The 17,669-nt window shown below is 71.6% G+C and carries 12 protein-coding genes and 1 pseudogene; 7 read left to right on the top strand and 6 right to left on the bottom strand.

Going from position 1 to position 17,669, the window contains the following annotated elements; all coding sequences use genetic code 11:
* The first annotated feature begins 86 nt into the window (after positions 1-86).
* Positions 87-791: an NADPH-dependent F420 reductase gene (gene npdG, locus N8I84_RS12480; protein WP_263229589.1), complete on the top strand. Its 705-nt coding sequence runs from the start codon at positions 87-89 to the stop codon at positions 789-791.
* 84 nt (positions 792-875) lie between these two features.
* Positions 876-1,070: a hypothetical protein gene (locus N8I84_RS12475; RefSeq protein WP_263229588.1), complete on the top strand. Its 195-nt coding sequence runs from the start codon at positions 876-878 to the stop codon at positions 1,068-1,070.
* Here N8I84_RS12475 and N8I84_RS12470 read toward each other — a convergent pair.
* Positions 1,060-1,860: a site-2 protease family protein gene (locus N8I84_RS12470; protein ID WP_263229587.1), complete on the bottom strand. Its 801-nt coding sequence runs from the start codon at positions 1,858-1,860 to the stop codon at positions 1,060-1,062. The two genes, N8I84_RS12475 and N8I84_RS12470, sit on opposite strands and share 11 nt — an antisense overlap.
* Positions 1,861-2,012: 152 nt before the next feature.
* Between N8I84_RS12470 and N8I84_RS12465 the strand changes: the two are divergent.
* Positions 2,013-5,287 (top strand): annotated as a pseudogene (locus N8I84_RS12465) (BTAD domain-containing putative transcriptional regulator).
* A 28-nt stretch (positions 5,288-5,315) separates the two neighbouring features.
* On the opposite strand, the gene N8I84_RS12460 reads toward N8I84_RS12465, so the two are convergent.
* The 3 genes from N8I84_RS12460 to panB all read right to left on the bottom strand — a co-directional run bounded on the left by N8I84_RS12460 (position 5,316) and on the right by panB (position 8,226).
* On the bottom strand, positions 5,316-6,134 hold the full coding sequence (locus N8I84_RS12460) for an ABC transporter permease (RefSeq protein ID WP_200417087.1): 819 nt from the start codon (positions 6,132-6,134) through the stop codon (positions 5,316-5,318).
* Complete coding sequence (locus tag N8I84_RS12455; RefSeq protein ID WP_263229586.1) at positions 6,131-7,156, bottom strand: ATP-binding cassette domain-containing protein; 1,026 nt, start codon at positions 7,154-7,156, stop codon at positions 6,131-6,133. The genes N8I84_RS12460 and N8I84_RS12455 overlap by 4 nt, the downstream gene beginning before the upstream one ends.
* Positions 7,157-7,338: 182 nt before the next feature.
* Positions 7,339-8,226 carry a 3-methyl-2-oxobutanoate hydroxymethyltransferase gene (gene panB / locus N8I84_RS12450; protein ID WP_263229585.1) on the bottom strand — a complete coding sequence of 296 codons (888 nt, stop codon included), beginning with the start codon at positions 8,224-8,226 and terminating at the stop codon, positions 7,339-7,341.
* 286 nt (positions 8,227-8,512) lie between these two features.
* Here panB and N8I84_RS12445 point away from each other — a divergent pair, with 286 nt between their 5' ends.
* From N8I84_RS12445 to N8I84_RS12430, 4 genes are all read left to right on the top strand, one after another.
* Complete coding sequence (locus tag N8I84_RS12445; RefSeq protein WP_263229584.1) at positions 8,513-10,102, top strand: MFS transporter; 1,590 nt, start codon at positions 8,513-8,515, stop codon at positions 10,100-10,102.
* 93 nt (positions 10,103-10,195) lie between these two features.
* Positions 10,196-10,825 carry a TetR/AcrR family transcriptional regulator gene (locus tag N8I84_RS12440; RefSeq protein ID WP_263229583.1) on the top strand — a complete coding sequence of 210 codons (630 nt, stop codon included), beginning with the start codon at positions 10,196-10,198 and terminating at the stop codon, positions 10,823-10,825.
* A 205-nt stretch (positions 10,826-11,030) separates the two neighbouring features.
* The gene (locus N8I84_RS12435; protein ID WP_263229582.1) at positions 11,031-12,065 is read left to right on the top strand and encodes an endonuclease/exonuclease/phosphatase family protein; all 1,035 of its coding nucleotides are present in this window, start codon (positions 11,031-11,033) and stop codon (positions 12,063-12,065) included.
* A gap of 98 nt (positions 12,066-12,163) precedes the next feature.
* Positions 12,164-13,384, top strand: coding sequence for an MFS transporter (locus N8I84_RS12430; protein WP_263229581.1), 1,221 nt, complete (start codon positions 12,164-12,166; stop codon positions 13,382-13,384).
* 96 nt (positions 13,385-13,480) lie between these two features.
* Here N8I84_RS12430 and N8I84_RS12425 read toward each other — a convergent pair whose 3' ends face one another.
* Positions 13,481-15,580 (bottom strand): NAD(+) synthase, encoded by a 2,100-nt coding sequence (locus N8I84_RS12425; protein WP_263234741.1) that lies wholly within the window; start codon positions 15,578-15,580, stop codon positions 13,481-13,483.
* A gap of 135 nt (positions 15,581-15,715) precedes the next feature.
* Positions 15,716-17,656 carry a S53 family peptidase gene (locus N8I84_RS12420; RefSeq protein WP_263229580.1) on the bottom strand — a complete coding sequence of 647 codons (1,941 nt, stop codon included), beginning with the start codon at positions 17,654-17,656 and terminating at the stop codon, positions 15,716-15,718.
* Positions 17,657-17,669 lie beyond the last annotated feature (13 nt).

The following is a 17,669-nucleotide window of genomic DNA, read 5'->3' as shown; positions in this document are numbered from 1 at the left end:
CCCTCCGGAGGGGCACCTTCCGTCGGATCCCGGGACGGCCCTCACCTGAGCGGCGCGGCCGGCCGGGGCGCACGTAGAGTCGGCCCATGACCTCTACCGACAGTGCACCCAAGGCCCCCGCCAAGGACCCCTGGGACCTCCCCGACGTCTCCGGACACGTCGTCGGCGTGCTCGGCGGCACCGGGCCGCAGGGCAAGGGCCTCGCCTACCGGCTCGCCCGGGCCGGCCAGAAGGTGATCATCGGCTCCCGTGCCGCGGAGCGCGCGCAGAACGCCGCCCGGGAGATCGGCCACGGCATCGAGGGGGCCGACAACGCCGAGACCGCGCGGCGCAGCGACATCGTGATCGTCGCCGTGCCCTGGGAGGGCCACGGCCCGCTGCTCGAGTCGCTGCGCGAGGAGCTGGCCGGCAAGCTCGTCGTCGACTGTGTCAACCCGCTCGGCTTCGACAAGAAGGGCGCCTACGCGCTGAAGCCGGAGGAGGGCAGCGCCGCCGAGCAGGCCGCCGCTCTGCTGCCCGAGTCGCGGGTCACCGCCGCCTTCCACCACCTGTCCGCCGTCCTCCTGGAGGACCCGGAGGTCGAGCAGATCGACACGGACGTCATGGTCCTCGGTGAGGAGCGGGCCGATGTGGAGATCGTGCAGGCGCTGGCCGGACGCATCCCCGGCATGCGCGGCATCTTCGCCGGCCGGCTGCGCAACGCCCACCAGGTGGAGTCGCTGGTGGCGAACCTGATCTCCGTCAACCGGCGGTACAAGGCACACGCCGGTCTCCGGATCACGGACGTGTGACCCGATGGGGGACACTGGTCGGCGAAGCAGTTCCGAGCACTGCGAGCATTCCGAGCAGTGTCCCCCGACAGGAGAGCCGAACCCATGCCCCGCCTAGCCCTCTACGCCCTCGCCGTCTGCGTCCTCTCCGTGGCCGCGGCCGTCGTCTCCTTCGTCCAGGGCAGCTGGCTCGGCATCGTGTGGATCCTGCTCGCGGGCGTGTCGTCCAACATGACCTGGTACTACTTCAAGCGCGGACGCGCGGGCCGTTCGGACGGGACGAAGTCCGTCACGGGCTGACCGAGCAGAACTCGTTGGTGCCCTGCCAGAAGCGGTACAGCTCCTGACCGCAGTACCGGTCGAAGTCGCCGATGCCCAGGGCGTTCAGGATGGTGTCGATCACGTCGAAGAACGCGCTGTTGACCGACGGCACCCACAGCAGCGCGAACACGAACAGCAGGCCGAACGGCGCGAACGGCTCCACCTGGCGCCGGACGCTGTACGGCAGCCAGGGCTCCAGAATGCCGTAGCCGTCCAGGCCGGGCACCGGCAGGAAGTTCAGGATCGTCGCCGAGACCTCCAGCAGGGCGAGGAAGGCGAGGGCGAACCGGAAGTCCCGCGGCACCCCGTCCAGCGCACCCAGCCAGAACGGGGCCGTCAGGAGCGCCGCGAACACCACGTTCGTCAGCGGGCCCGCGGCCGAGATCAGGCTGTGCCGCCAGCGGCCCCGGATACGGCCCCGCTCGATGAACACCGCGCCGCCCGGCAGACCGATCCCGCCCATGATCACGAAGACCACCGGCAGCACGATGCTCAGCAGGGCGTGCGTGTACTTCAGCGGGTTCAGCGTGAGGTAGCCCTTCGCGCCGACCGAGATGTCGCCGCTGTGCAGGGCGGTGCGGGCGTGCGCGTACTCGTGCAGGCACAGGGAGACCACCCAGGCGGCCGTCACGAACAGGAACACGGCTACGCCGGGCTGCTCGGCGAACCCGCTCCAGGTGGCCCAGCCGGTGACCGCCGTCACGGCCAGAATCCCGATGAACACGGGACTGATCCTGCGGTCACTGCGCCGGGCGGCGGCGGTGGTCATGGGTCTCCCTGAACTCGTACACATACGGCGACGGCCCGACCGTACCGGGCGCAGCGGGAAAACGTCTCGCCCGAGGGGCCGAGTTCCGGTGCCCGCGCCGCGCCAGGTGGAAACCCCGTGACCCGCGGTGACGGTGGCGGAGAGAATGAACCGTGCGCTATCGCCTTCTCGGTACCACCCAGGCACTCCGCTCCGACGGCACGCCGCTGTCCGTCGGCGGGGCGCGGCTGCGTGCCTTGCTGACCGTGCTCGCGCTGCGGGCGGCCGGGCCGTGCCGGCCGCCCTGCTCGTCGACGAGGTGTGGGACGGCGACCCGCCCGCCGACGCCCCCGGCGCCCTGCAGGCGCTGGTCGGGCGGCTGCGCCGGACGCTCGGTGCGGACGCCGTGGAGTCCGTGGACGGCGGCTACCGGCTGGCCGCCGCGCCGGACGACGTCGACCTGCACCGGTTCGAGCGGCTCGCAGGGGAGGGCCTGCGCGCACTGGCCGACGGCGACCCCGCGAAGGCGGCGGTCGTGCTGGACGACGCCCTCGCCCTGTGGCGCGGCCCCGCCCTCGCCGACCTGCCCGACCGCACCGCCGAGGCGGCCCGCTGGGAGACCCGCCGCCTCGACGCGCGCCGCGCCCGCCTCACCGCCGGGCTCGCCCTCGGCCACGGCGAGCAGCACCTGCCCGAGCTGACCGCCCTGTGCGACCTGCACCCCCTGGACGAACCCCTCCAGGCGCTGCGCCTGCGCGCCCTGCGGGACGCGGGCCGCCCGGCTCAGGCCCTGGCCGCCTACGAGGACGTACGGCAGCTGCTGGCCGACCGGCTGGGCTCCGACCCGGGACCCGAACTGCGCGCGCTCCACGAGGAGTTGCTGCGTGTCCCCAGCACCGCGCCCACCACGCCCCCGTCCCACGGCGGCAGCCCCGCCGCACCCCCACCTCCCGGCAACCTCCGCGCCCGGCTCACCTCCTTCGTCGGGCGCGACGCCGACATCGACGCCCTTCGCGGTGACCTCGCCCACGCCAGGCTCGTCACCCTGCTCGGGCCCGGTGGCGCGGGAAAGACGCGGCTGTCGCAGGAGGCCGCCGAGACCGTGGCGCACGAACTGCGGGACGGCGTGTGGCTGGCCGAACTCGCGCCCGTCGACGACCCCGAGGCCGTGCCCGAGGCCGTGCTCACCGCCGTCGGCGCGCGCGAGACCGTGCTGCGCGGCGCCGGCGCCGAGGAGATGCGTGCCGTCGCCGACCGGCACGACGACCCCCTCGTCCGGCTCGCCGAGCACTGCGCCCGGCGCCGCATGCTGCTCATCCTCGACAACTGCGAGCACGTCGTGGACGCCGCCGCCCACCTCGTCGCGCACCTGCTCGAACGCTGCCCCGGCCTGACGGTCCTCGCCACCAGCCGGGAACCCCTCGGCGTCCCCGGGGAGGTGCTGCGCCCCGTCGAGCCGCTGCCGCAGCCGTACGCCCTGGAACTGCTCGCCGACCGCGGCGCCGCCGCCCGGCCCGGCTTCCGCGTCGAGGACGACCCCGAGGCCGCCGCCGAGATCTGCCGCCGCCTCGACGGGCTGCCCCTCGCCATCGAACTGGCGGCCGCCCGCCTCCGCATGCTCACCCCGCGCCAGATCGCCGACCGGCTCGACGACCGCTTCCGGCTGCTGACCTCCGGCAGCCGCACCGTGCTGCCCCGCCAGCAGACGCTGCGGGCCGTCGTCGACTGGTCCTGGGACCTCCTCGACGAGGACGAACGTGCGGTGCTGCGCCGGCTGTCCGTCTTCTCCGGCGGCTGCGACCTGACCGCCGCCGAGGCCGTGTGCGGGCCCGCCGCACTGGAGGCACTCGGCTCGCTCGTCGACAAGTCCCTCGTCGTGGCCGCCCCTTCGGGCGACGGCGAGATGCGCTACCGGCTTCTCGAGACGGTCGCCGAGTACGCGGGGGAGCGGCTCGAGGAGTCCGGCGAACGCCCCGGCACCGAGCGCGCCCACCTCACGTACTACCGTGAACTGGCCCGCACCACCGACCCGTTGCTGCGCTCCTCGCGGCAGCCTGCGGCGGTCGCACGGCTCCAGCTGGAGTACGAGAACCTGCGCACCGCGCTGCGCCGCGCCGTCGCCGCCCGCGACGAGCAGGAGGCGTTGTGCCTGTTGCTCTCGTTGTGCTGGTACTGGCAGATGCGGGACCTGCGCACCGAGGCCCGCACCTGGTCGACCGCCGTCATGGCGCTCGGCCCCGACCCGTTCACCTCGCCCGCGCGTCCGGTGCCGGACCTGCTCGATCGGCCCATCGACAGCCCACCGCCGATGCGCCCCGAGGTCCTCGACGAGGCCCGCCGCGACGCGCATCTCGTCCACCTCGCCTGCATGGACATGGACATCCAGGCGTGGGAGACACCCGAGGCCAAGGCGAAGCTGCGCGTCATCAGCGAGACCTACCGGCCCGGGCAGCCGCAGACCTGCCGGGTGCCCGGGTTCCTGTGGTTCTTCGCCGTCCTGCTCACCGCCGACATGGACCGCGTCCGCGTGGTCATGGACGAGGCCGTGCGCACCTGCCGCGCCCTCGGCCACGCCTGGGAGCTGGCCCAGACCCTTCAGGTGCGCGCCAATCTCCTCTCCAACCGCACCGACTGGACGGGCGACGCGACCCAGGACGCGGACGAGGCACTGGAGATCTTCATCCGCCTCGGCGACGCCTGGGGCGCGGCCGAGGCCCTGTCCGCCCGTGGCGAGGCCAACGAACGCCGCGGTGACTACCTGCTCGCCGCCGCGGACTACGAGGCCGCGCGGCGTTACGCCGAACAGCTCGGCGCCCGCTCCCAGATGGCCGTGCTCGGCGCCCGCCTCGGCAGCGTGCTGCTGGACGCCGGGGACGCCGAGCGGGGTGAACGGCTGCTGCGCGAGGTGATCGAAGACCGCCGGGGCGTGGTGTACGACGCGCTGCCGGCCGCGCGGCTGTTCCTCGCGATGTGGCTCGGCCGTACCGACCGCGTGGCCGAGGCGCGCGAACAACTGCGGGCGGTGCGCGAGGAGTTCCAGGCCATCACCTTTCCGGTCTTCGAGGGGCTCGTGATCGGCATCGACGCCTGGCTGGACACCGTCGAAGAGCGGTACGAGGAGGCGCTCGTCAAGGTGCGCACGGGGCTCGCGCGGGCCGGGGACCGGATGAGCCGGATGATCGCGCCGCACATGGCCTCCGTGCATCTGGTGACCGCGGCGATCGCGCTCGCCGGCGTGGACGGCGGGCGTCGCGCCGGGGACGCGGCCCGGTGCGTGGCCGCCGCCGACGGGCTGCTGCCGCCCGGCCACGTCCGGGCACCCGCGGAGCTCGAGGCACGCGCCAGGGCGGAGGCGGGCGCCCGGGCCGCGCTGGGCGACCCGGCCTACGAGGCCGCGTACGTGGAGGGCGGCGGCCTCACTCTGGAGGAGGCCGCCGCCCTCGTGTGACGCGGACCGGCTGCGCCCGTGCCGGGCGTCAGCTCTTGTTGTTGAACTTGCGGATGGCGATCGGCGCCATGACCAGCGTGAGGACGGCCGACCAGGCGAGGGTCATCAGCACGCTGTGGGCGACCGGACCCCCGTTCATCAGACCCCGCGCGGCGTCCGCGAGCGTCGACAGCGGGTTGTAGTCGGTGAACGCCTGCAGCCAGCCCGGCATGGTGCTGGTCGGGGCGAAGATCGACGAACCGAACTGCAGCGGCATCAGCACGAGAAACCCCATCCCTTGGACGGCCTGGGCGCTCTTCAGCACCACGCCCAGGGTCAGGAAGATCCACATGATCCCGAACCCGAAGAGCACCGACAGGCCGATCGCCGCGAACAGGCCCGGGACGTTCGACACCGACAGTCCGAGCATGAAGCCCACCGTGAGCAGAACCGCAGTGGCGAACAGCATCCGCCCGAGCTCCACCGTGATCTTCGCGACCAGGACGGAGGCGCGGCTGATCGGCAGGGACCGGAAGCGGTCCATCACGCCCTTGTGGAAGTCCTCGTTGAACCCGGTGCCCACGCCCTGTGCGATGTTCATGCCCATCATCGCCATCAGGCCCGGGACCACGTAGTTGACGTACGCGTGCCGGTTGTGGGTGCCCGCGATCGCGCCGCCGAAGACGAACACGAACAGCAGGCAGAAGATGACCGGGAACAGGATCGCGTCGAACATCGACTCCGGGTCCTGCCGGATCCACAACAGATTGCGGCGGACCAGCGCGCCGATGTGACGCAGGTTGGCGCGCAGTCCGATACGGCCTTCGGAGACCGGGGCGGCGGGTGCGGTCAACGTGGTGGCGCTCATGCGGCGACCTCCTCACGGGCGGGGGACGCGTCCTGCGGGGCTCCGGCCTTGTGGCCGGTGAGGGACAGGAACACCTCGTCCAGGCTGGGCAGTTCGGTGGAGATGCCGGCGAGCGTGATGCCGCGGGCGGTGAGCGCGCCGACCACCGCGGTCAGCTGCTCGTCGCTGAGGATCGGCACGAGGACGGTGCCGGTCTCGGTGTCCACGGTCGCGCCGCCGGGACCGGTGAGGCCGAACTCGTCGAGTGCCGCGGCCGTCGGGCGCAGCTCCGCCCGGTCGGCCGGGCGGACGCGCAGCGTACGGCCGCCGACCTTGGCCTTCAGTTCGTCGATGCCGCCGCCCGCGATGACCTTGCCGCGGTCGATGACGGTCAGCTCGGAGGCGAGCTGTTCGGCCTCCTCCATGTACTGGGTGGTGAGCAGCACGGTGGCGCCCTCGGCGACCATCCGCTTGACCTCGGTCCACACCTCGTTCCGGGTGCGCGGGTCGAGGCCGGTGGTCGGCTCGTCCAGGTAGAGCACCGCCGGGTGCCCGATCATCGAGGCGGCGAGGTCCAGGCGCCGGCGCATGCCGCCGGAGTACGTGGACGCCGGGCGCTTCGCGGCCTCGGTGAGCGAGAACCGCTCCAGCAGCCCGTCGGCCCGGGCGCGGGCCTCCTTGCGGGGCAGGTCGAGGAGCCGGCCGATCATGTAGAGGTTCTCGAAACCGGACAGCTTCTCGTCCACGGAGGCGTACTGGCCGGTGAGGCCTATCACGCGGCGCGTCTGCCGCGGCTGTCGTACGACGTCGTAGCCGGCGACGACGGCGTGGCCGGCGTCCGGGGTGATGAGGGTGGACAGGCAGCGCACGAGGGTGGTCTTGCCGGCACCGTTCGGCCCCAGTACGCCGAGGACGGTGCCCTCGCGCACATCGAGGTCGACGCCGTCCAGCGCCTTGGTCTCACCGTAGTGCTTGACCAGCCCCCGCACGGTGACGGCCGCGTCCGGTGCGGCGTCCTTCGGGGTGTTGTCGATTCGCGTCATGCCACGAAGGTGTCAGCCCCCACCGACAAACGACCGACAGCGCACCTACAGCCGCCGACAGGTTGCCGACAGACGGCAAACAGCCCGCCGACGGGGGAAGATCGGCGGGCTGCTGCGCGCCGCCCGAAGGGGCGCGGGGCGGTGGCATTGTCGGGCTTCGCCGTGTGGACGGCTGGCGAACGTCAGTGGACCGAGTGCTCCTCGAGCGGGAACGTCCCGCCCACCACGTCCTCGGCGAACGCCTTCGCCGCGTCGCCCATCACCTGGCGCAGATCCGCGTACTTCTTCACGAACTTCGGCACCCGGCCCCCGGTCAGTCCGAGCATGTCCGTCCACACGAGCACCTGCGCGTCGGTGTCCGGACCGGCGCCGATGCCGACCGTCGGAATGTGCAGCACCCGCGTCACCTCGGCCGCCAGCTCCGCCGGGACCAGCTCCAGGACCACCGCGAACGCACCGGCGTCCTGCACCGCCTTGGCGTCCCGCAGCAGCTGCGCGGCCGCCTCCTCGCCGCGGCCCTGCACGCGGTACCCCATGGCGTTCACGGACTGCGGGGTGAGGCCGATGTGCGCCATGACCGGGATGCCGGACTCCACCAGCAGCTCGATCTGGCGGTGCGAGCGCTCGCCGCCCTCCAGCTTCACCGCGCCGACCCCGGCCTCCTTCACCAGCCGGGTCGCCGAGCGCAGCGCCTGCACCGGGCCCTCCTGGTACGAGCCGAAGGGCAGGTCGCCGACGATCAGGGCGCGCTTGGTGCCCCGTACGACAGCGGCGGAGAGCATGGTCATCTCGTCGAGGGTGACGGGCACGGTCGTCTCGTACCCCAGGTGGCAGTTGCCCGCCGAGTCGCCGACGAGCATGACCGGGATGCCGGCCTCGTCGAACACGGACGCGGTCATCGCGTCGTAGGCGGTGAGCATGGGCCACTTCTCGCCGCGCTCCTTGGCGGCGGTGAGGTCGCGGACGGTGATACGGCGGGTGCTCTTCCCCCCGTACAGCGCCTTGCTGCTGTCGGAGGACCTGAGCGTGCCCTGAGCGTGCTGCCCCTGGGCAGCCGGAAGCTGCGTCATCGCAACGGCTCCTTCTGTCATCTCGAGGCGCCCTGACGGCGTCCCCGGACCACCCCCATGGTGGCACCTCGTGCCACGCGCGGCTAGGGCAGGGGGCGGGGCTCGGCCCGCGCCGGGGGCCGACCTCGGCCCGGGCCGGGGGACAGGTTGCCGCTCGACCTCGGGGCCGAGTCCGTGTCTTGCGGATTGGGCCGTTTGACACGTGAGCCAGGTCTCTTCTTAAGGAGTCCGTAAAGACTTCCGATACGAGACGGTTCCGTATCGGAAGTCGCCTAGGCTCGCTCATATGACTACCCCTGCTGCCCCTGTCGAACGGCGGGTGCCCGATGCCGTGCACCGGCGCCGGTGGGCCATCCTCGGCACGCTGATGCTCAGCCTGCTGATCGTGGTGCTCGACAACTCCATCCTGAACGTCGCCATCAAGACGATCTCCACCCCCGCGCCGATCGGCCTCGGCGCCACCCAGAGCGAGCTGGAGTGGGCCATCAACGCCTACACGCTCGTCTTCGCCGGGCTGCTGTTCACCGCGGGGCTGCTGGGCGACCGTCTGGGCCGGAAGAAGGCGCTGCTGGCCGGTCTCGTGGTGTTCGGCGCGGGGTCGGCGCTCGCCGCGGAATCCGGTTCACCCGATCAGCTGATTGCGTTCCGCGCCCTCATGGCCCTCGGCGCGGCCTTCGTGATGCCGGCCACGCTCGCCGTCCTCATGAACGTCTTCGAGCGCGACGAGCAGCCCAAGGCCATCGGCATCTGGGCCGGCGGCGTCGGCCTCGCCATCGCCATAGGGCCGATCACCGGCGGGGTGCTGCTCGACCACTTCTGGTGGGGCTCCGTCTTCCTGATCAACGTGCCGATCGTGATCCTGGCGCTCGCCCTGATGATCTGGCTGGTCCCCGACTCCCGCGACCCCAGCCCCGGGCGCCTCGACCCCATCGGCGTCGTGCTGTCCGTCGTCGGCCTGGTCCTGCTCGTCTACGGCATCATCAAGGGCGGCCAGCTCGCCGACTTCACCGACACCAAGGTGATCGGGACCATACTGGCCGGCCTCGCCGTCCTCGCGCTCTTCGTCGTGTTCGAGAAGCGCAGCGACCACCCGTCCATCGACGTCGGCTACTTCAAGAACAAGGCCTTCTCCTCGGCCATCACCGCGATCTCCCTGGTCTTCTTCGCGTTGATGGGCGTGACCTTCTTCTCCGTCTTCTACACCCAGAGTGTGCGCGGCTACTCGCCGCTGCAGGCCGGTCTGCTGTTGCTGCCGCTGGCCGCCGCACAGCTGATCTTCGCGCCGCGTGCCCGGCTGCTGGTCGACCGGTTCGGCAACAAGGCCACCACCACCGCGGGCATGCTCATCATCGCCGCGATGCTCGCCGCGTTCGCCGCCCTGACGGCGGACACGCCCATCTGGATCCTCGAGGTCCTGTTCTTCCTGATGGGCACCGGGATGGCGCACATCATGACCCCGACCAGCGTCGTCATAATGCAGGCCCTTCCCCGCGAGAAGGCCGGCTCCGCGTCCGCGCTCAGCAACACCTTCCGTCAGGTGGGCGGCGCGCTCGGCATCGCGGTGCTCGGCTCGGTCCTGTCGACGTCGTACCGCGACGGCATCCAGGACAAGCTGACGTTCCTGCCGGCAGGCGTACGCCACACCGCGGGCGAGTCCATCGAGGCGACCCTCGGCGTCGCCGCCAAGCTCGGCCCGAAGGGCAGGGCGCTCGTCTCCCCGGCCAACGACGCGTTCCTGCACGCCATGCACGTCACCGCGCTGTGGGGCGCGGGCGTGGCGGTGCTCGGCGCCGTGGTGGTCGCGCTGTTCCTGCCCGGGAAGGCGGCCGCACGGACCGGCACGGAGGAGCCGGAGCTGGTCGCGGCCGATCACTGACGGTACGTCAAGGCGGGCACTCGGACAGCCGGGTGCCCGTTGACGACAGACAGCGGGGGAACATCCCACCGCCGGCCAAGGACGGAGTCGAACGTGAGCCTCGCCGAGAGCAGGCCCCGGACCCAGCAGCAGGAGTGGCCCGTACGCGGACGTCCGCGCAGCGAGGCCGTCGAACGGGCCATCATCGAAGGGGTGATGAAGCTCATGGAGGACGGCGTGTCCCTCGCCGACCTGTCCATAGAGCGCATCGCCCGCACCGCGGGCGTCGGCAAGGCCACCATCTACCGGCGGTGGAACAACAAGGAGGACCTCTTCGTCGACGTCCTGCGCGCCGCCGACCCCGAGGACCCCGAACTGCCGGGCACCTCGATGCGCGACGACCTGGTCGTGCTGCTGGAGTGGCTGCGGCAGCGCGCCCTCGCCAGCCGCTCCTCGGCGATCCTGCGCAACGTGCAGGCGCAGATGAAGTCCAGCCCCAAGATCTGGGCCGCCTATCACGCGACCGTCATAGCACCCCGGCGCAGGCTCAGCCTCGACATCCTGCGCCGCGGACAGCGGAACGGCGAGCTGCGCACGGACGTGGACATCGATCTGATGAACGACATGCTGGTCGCCCCCATGCTCGTACGCTCCCTGCTGCGCCCCGAGGCACCGCTCGAGGAGGGCTTGAGCGAGCGGATCGTCGACACGGCCCTGGAAGGCCTACGACCCGTCAGATCGTAACGCTCACGCGCCGATTTCCCGCGCGTATGTGCGCGTTTCGTCACAGAAGGCCTCTCAGGAACCCCCGTTCGGAACTTCGGACGCCGCCTCGTTCGTCCTCGTGCGCGTACGGCCGTCATGGGGCGGCAGGGACGGAGCCGATCATCCCCTAGGGTCGTTACCGCGGGGGGATGACGGAGTGCACGGCAAGGTGTGAGGCGACGGTATGGCGCAGGCGTACATGACGGAGACGGGTGGCGGCGGCACGGGGCCGGGCCGCAGAGGATCCCGGCTCCGGCGCCTGTACGACGCTCTGCGCGGTGACCGCGGCATCTGGCGTCGCGGCATCGTCCTGGCCGCGCTCGCGGTGGTCCTCGCGCTGGTGATGCTGCTGCACGCGCGGATCCCCAACAGGGTCGGAAACCTCGGCTCCCTGACGGAGACGTTCCTGCCGTGGCTCGGGATCGTGGGCGTGCCGCTGCTGCTGATCCTCTCGCTGCTGCGGAAGTCGGCGACGGCGCTGATCGCGGTGCTGGTGCCCGTGACGGTCTGGCTGAACCTCTTCGGCGGGCTGCTCGGCGACAAGAGCGGCAGCGGCGGCGACCTGACCGTCGCCACGCACAACGTGAACGCCGACAACCCCGACCCGTCCGACACCGCCCGGGACGTGGCCGCGTCCGGGGCGGACGTGCTGGCGCTGGAGGAGCTGAAGGCGTCCGCCGTGCCGGTGTACGAGCGGGCGCTGGCGTCGACGTACCGGTACCACTCGGTGCAGGGCACGGTCGGGTTGTGGAGCAAGTACCCGCTGAGCGGGGTCGAGCCCGTGGACATCAAACTGGGCTGGACGCGGGCGATGCGGGCCGCCGTGCGCACGCCGGAGGGGGAGGTCGCCGTCTACGTCGCCCACATGCCCTCCGTGCGGGTGAAGCTGGCCGCCGGGTTCACGGCGCGGCAGCGGGACACCAGCGCGGACGCGCTCGGAGAGGCCATCGCAGAGGAGAAGCTGAGCAAGGTGATCCTGCTCGGCGACCTGAACGGCACCATGAACGACCGAGCGCTCAACGCCGTCACCTCCCAGATGCGTTCCACGCAGGGCGCGGCCGGCAGTGGTTTCGGGTTCAGCTGGCCGGCGTCGTTCCCGATGGCGCGGATCGACCAGATCATGGTCAAGGGCATCGAGCCGGTGAGTTCGTGGACGCTGCCGCAGACGGGGAGCGACCATCTGCCGGTGGCGGCACGTGTGAACGTCACCACCCCTTGACCTCGCGGAATACTGGGCCTGCCAGACTTTGTTCCGTACGTGAACATACGAAACGCAGACGACGTACGGAACCCGTTTTGGAAAGGCACAGGCACTTCATGCCCCTGGCCCTGCTCGCCCTCGCCGTGGGCGCCTTCGGCATCGGAACAACCGAGTTCGTGATGATGGGCCTCCTGCCCGATGTCGCGGACGACCTGCACATATCCATCCCCACCGCCGGGCACCTGGTCTCGGCGTACGCCTTGGGCGTGGTGATCGGCGCGCCGCTGCTCGCCGCGGTCACGGCGCGCATGTCCAGGCGCACGGTCCTGATCGGCCTGATGGCCCTGTTCGTGCTGGGCAACGCCCTCTCCGCGCTGGCGCCCGGGTACGGCTGGCTGCTGGCCGCCCGCTTCCTGAGCGGGCTGCCGCACGGGGCGTTCTTCGGCGTCGGCGCGGTCGTCGCCACCGACCTGGTGGCGCCCGAGCGCAAGGCCCGCTCGGTCTCGCTGATGTTCATGGGCCTGACGGTCGCGAACATCGCGGGTGTGCCGGTGGCCACGCTGATGGGCCAGCACCTGGGGTGGCGCGCCACGTTCCTGGGCGTGAGCGCGATCGGCCTGGCCGCGATCGCCTCCCTCTTCCTGCTGATCCCGCACGACCACACCCACGCCCCGGCCGGCGGCCTGCGCGGCGAACTGGCCGCCCTGCGCTCGCTGCCCGTGTGGTTGGCGCTGGGGACGACCGTGGCGGGCTTCGGCGCGCTGTTCTCGGCGTACAGCTATGTCACGCCGATGCTGACGGACGCGGCGGGCTACGCCGACTCGAGCGTGACGCTCCTGCTGGCCCTGTTCGGCGTGGGCGCGACGATCGGCAACCTGGTGGGCGGCCGGCTGGCGGACCACTCGCTGCGGGGCACGCTGTTCGGCGGCCTGACGTCGCTGGCGGCGGTCCTGTCCCTCTTCCCGCTCCTGATGAGCGCCGAGTGGAGCGCGGCCCTGGCGGTGACGCTGCTGGGCATGGCGGCGTTCGTCACCGGGTCGCCGCTACAGCTCATGGTCATGGAGAAGGCGTCGGCGGCGCCGTCGCTGGCCTCCTCGGCGAACCAGGCGGCGTTCAACCTGGCGAACGCGGGCGGAGCGTGGATCGGCGGCCTCGCGCTGGCCGCCGGCTTCGGCGTGACCTCTCCGGCGGTGGCCGGGGCGGGGCTGGCGGTGCTGGGGCTCGCGGTGGCCGCGACGGCGGCTGCGGTGGACCGGCGCCGGGTCGCTCAGCACGCCGGACGGCAGCGGGTGGTCGCCTCGCACCTGCCGCAGGAGTCGGAGGCGCTGTACCGCTGATCTCCGCGCGCCACGACGAAGGGGTGCCCGGTCTCCACCGGGCACCCCTTGTCGTTGGTGCCGTCGCTGTCGCTCAGGCGGTCCCGTGCGGGCCGGTCACCGTGCTACGTCCTCGATGTCCTGGATCTCCTCGACGTCCTCGATGCCCTCGATGCCCTCGATGTTTTCGATGTCGAAGCGGGCGAGGTCCCGCAGCCAGGCCCGCGCGTTGCTGTCGGACGGTGCGCGCCAGTCGCCGCGCGGGGAGAGCGAACCGCCGGCCGAGACCTTCGGCCCGTTCGGCATGGCGGACCGCTTGAACTGCGCGAACGCGAAGAAGCGGCGGCAGAAGACCTCCAGCCAGTGCCGGATCTCCGGCAGGTCGTACGCCACCCGCTCGGCCTCGGGGAAGTTCGGCGGCCAGGCGCCGGCCTCCGGGTCGTGCCAGGCGTGCCAGGCCAGGAAGGCGATCTTCGACGGCCTGAAGCCGTACCGCAGCACATGGAAGAGCGTGAAGTCGTGCAGCGCGTACGGGCCGATCTTCGACTCGGTGGACTGCATCTCCTCGCCCGGCACCAGCTCCGGGCTGATCTCGGTGTCGAGGATCGCGGCGAGCGTCTTGCCCGTCTCCTCGTCGAACTGCCCGCTGCTGATGACCCAGCGGATCAGATGCTGGATCAGCGTCTTCGGCACGCCCGAGTTGACGTTGTAGTGGCTCATCTGGTCGCCCACGCCGTACGTGGACCAGCCGAGCGCCAGCTCCGACAGGTCGCCGGTGCCCAGCACGATGCCGCCGCGCTGGTTGGCGAGCCGGAACAGGTAGTCGGTGCGCAGCCCGGCCTGCACGTTCTCAAAGGTGACGTCGTACACCGGCTCGCCGGAGGCGAACGGGTGGCCCATCTCCTTCAGCATGAGCCGCGCGGTGGGCGTGATGTCCAGCTCGGCAGCGGTCACGCCGAGCGAGTTCATCAGCTTGTGGGCGTTGTCCTTGGTGTGGTCGCTGGTGGCGAAGCCGGGCAGCGTGAAGGCCAGGATGTCGCTGCGCGGGCGGCCCGCGCGGTCCATGGCGCGGGCGGCGACGATCAGCGCGTGCGTGGAGTCGAGGCCGCCGGACACCCCGATGACCACCTTCGGGCCGCCGATCGCCGCGAGGCGCTGCTGGAGGCCCTCGACCTGGATGTTGTACGCCTCGAAGCAGTCCAGGGCGAGGCGCTCGGGGTCGGCGGGCACGAACGGGAAGCGCTCCAGGCGACGGCGCAGCCCCAGGTCGGTGAGCGGCGGATCGAGCTCGAACCCGACCGTCCGGAAGTCGCCGGTCCGTGCGCGGTGCGTACGGCGGTTGTCGTCGAACGTGCCCATCCGCTGCCGCTCCTGCCGCAGCAGGTCGAGGTCCACGTCGGCCACCGCGTAAGTGTCGCCGAGCGGGAACCGCTCGGTCTCGGCCAGCAGCACGCCGTTCTCGTAGATCATGGTCTGGCCGTCCCAGGACAGGTCGGTGGTCGACTCGCCGAGGCCGGCCGCCGCGTAGACGTACGCGGCGAGGCAGCGGGAGGACGCCGAGCGGCACAGCAGCTTGCGGTCCTCGGCCCGCCCGACCGTGATCGGGCTGCCCGAGAGGTTGACCAGGACGGTCGCACCGGCGAGGGCCGCCTCCGCGCTGGGCGGCACCGGCACCCACATGTCCTCGCAGATCTCCGCGTGCAGCACCAGGCCGGGTACGTCCTCGGCCGCGAACAGCAGATCCACGCCGAACGGTACGGTCTCGCCGCCCACCCGGATGGACCCGCCGCGCTCGTCGGCGCCGTCGCCGATCTGCCGGCGCTCGTAGAACTCCCGGTAGTTCGGCGGATACGACTTGGGCACGACACCGAGGACGCGGCCGCGGTGCACGATGACCGCGCAGTTGTAGACCCGGTTGCGGTGGCGCAGCGGGGCACCGACGACCAGGACCGGCAGCAGCTGAGCCGATCCGGCCACCACCTCCTTCAGCGCCTCCTCGACCTGGTCGAGCAGCGCGTCCTGAAGCAGCAGGTCCTCGATCGAGTAGCCGGACAGCACCATCTCCGGGAAGACGGCGACGGCGACCCCCTCCCCGGCGCACCGGCGCGCGTGGCGCAGGACCGCTTCGGCGTTGGCGTGCGGATCCGCGATGACGGTGTGACCCGTGCACGCGGCGACGCGCGCGAAGCCATGCTGATAGATCGACCACAAGTTCAACGGAGGCACGACGCCCAGTGTAATCGTCAGAGCGACGCGATGGGTGGTGCGGGGTGTGTGCCACCTCACACACGGCGAAGGGGCGCGGGGTGGACCCACCCCGCGCCCCCTCAGGGTGTCGTTGTCGGCGGTGCCTCAGCGGCGCTTGTACGACTCGACGTAGCCGGGAGCGGGCGAGCCCACGCCGGTCACGTCGTCGTAGCCCTTCTCCGCGCTCAGCGAGCTGTCCTTGCCGAGGCTGCGGACCGAGGTGGCGATGCCGCCCGTGGCGTCGTAGCCGTTGACGAAGTCGACGCGCGCCACGGCGAGTCCGGAGCCCGTCGGGTTGTCCGTGACGTCGTGGTACACCTTCGAGCCGTACCTGGCGTAGATCTCCGGGTTGGCGAAGCCGATCGGCTGGCCGCCGCGGGCCTCCTGGGCCAGCGCCTGGACGGCGGCGATCACCGGCGCGGCGAGCGAGGTGCCGCCGATGCGGTACTCGTCGTACGCCTGCGTCTTGCCGTCGGGCAGGGTCTGAGTCTGGCCGACCAGGAAACCGGTGTTGGGGTCGGCGATCGCCGCGATGTCCGGGACGACGCGGTTGCCGGTCGCGTTGTTGGCGTTCGCCAGCGCGTCCGGGACGACGCCCTTCTGGTAGTCGGGCTCCGCCACGGTCTTGCTGGTGCCGCCGCCCGCGCCCGAGGTGAACGCGCCGGGGAAGCCCACCCAGCTCTTGCCGTCGCTCGACAGCAGAGCCTTCTCGGTGCCCCAGCCGGTCTCCCACTTGTACGTGTCGTTCTTGCCGACCGCCAGCGAGGTTCCGCCGACCGCGGTCACCCAGGCGGAGTTGGCCGGGGTGTCGACCTGCTTCGTACCGGTGTTGGCGACCTCGTCGCCGTTGTCGCCGGAGGAGAAGTAGAAGCCGATGCCCTCGACCGCGCCGAACTGGAAGACCTGGTCGTAGGCGGCCGCGAGGTCCGGGGTCTGGTTGGCCTCGATGTCGCCCCAGGAGTTGGAGACGATGTCGGCCAGGTGGTTGTCGACGACCTTGCTGAGCGAGTCGAGCAGGTCGTCGTCGTAGCAGGAGGCGGCGCCGACGTAGGTGACGTTCGCCGCGGGGGCGACCGCGTGCACGGCCTCGACGTCGAGCGTCTCCTCGCCGTACCAGCCCGCGGCCGAGCACTCCTTGGTCTTGGTGTACTGGTTCGGCAGCACCTGGTGCAGCTGACCGGTGGTCCAGGCGGCGTCGCCGTGCTTCTTCGCGTAGGTGGCCGCGTCGAAGGCGATGGTCGGGGAGGCGTACGCGTCCGTGATGGCGATACGCACCCCCTTGCCCGTGCGGGTGCCCGCGCCGTACGCGGCCCGCAGCTGCTTGCCCGTGTAGCCCTTGACGGCGTACGGGATCTCGTGGCCGTACGCCTCCGGCAGCGTCGTCGCGGTGTTCGAGCCGTAGTAGGAGGAGAACGGCCCGGAGTTGCGGAAGACGGTCTCCGGCGGCGGCAGCTGGTCGTCGTGGTTCGCCTTGTGCGGGGCGTTGTCCAGGCCGGTGACGGTCAGGACGGCGCCCTTCAGGCTCTCCGGCGCGGTGGCCGCCTTCGAGGGCGCACGGTAGGTCTTGCCGCCCTTGGCGTAGTTGTGCAGCTGCGTGCCGAACGCCTTCTCGGCGGCGGCGACGTCACCGGTCACGGCGACGTAGTGCTGCGTGACGGCGGTGACCTTCAGGCCCGACGCCTTCAGCCACGACTTCACCGCGGCCACCTGCTCCTTGGTCGCGCCGAAGCGGGCCTGCGTCTGCTTGGCGCTCAGGTACTTGCCGTACAACGGCGAGTGCGGGTCGGAGACGGCCTTCGCGTAGGCGGCCAGGCCGCGCGCGTCACGGCCGGCGAGGTAGACCCGGGCGGAGACCTGGGCGCTGTCGGAGGTCGCGCCCTTGTCCGCCGTGGCCGTCGCCCACGCGGGCTTGGTGCCCTGCAGTACGTCACGAGCGGGGCTGTCCGCGGCGTGCGCCGCGGGTATGCCCAGCGCCAGCGCGCCGGCGATCATGGGCAGCGTTGCTGCCATGCTCACAGCGCGCATCTTGGCGCGGTTGGATCTCATAGAACCCCCTGCG

The organism is Streptomyces cynarae, from assembly GCF_025642135.1.
Lineage (GTDB): Bacteria > Actinomycetota > Actinomycetes > Streptomycetales > Streptomycetaceae > Streptomyces > Streptomyces cynarae.
The sequence above is the reverse complement of the archived record's forward strand: the minus strand, read 5'-3'. Positions and strand labels throughout refer to the sequence as shown.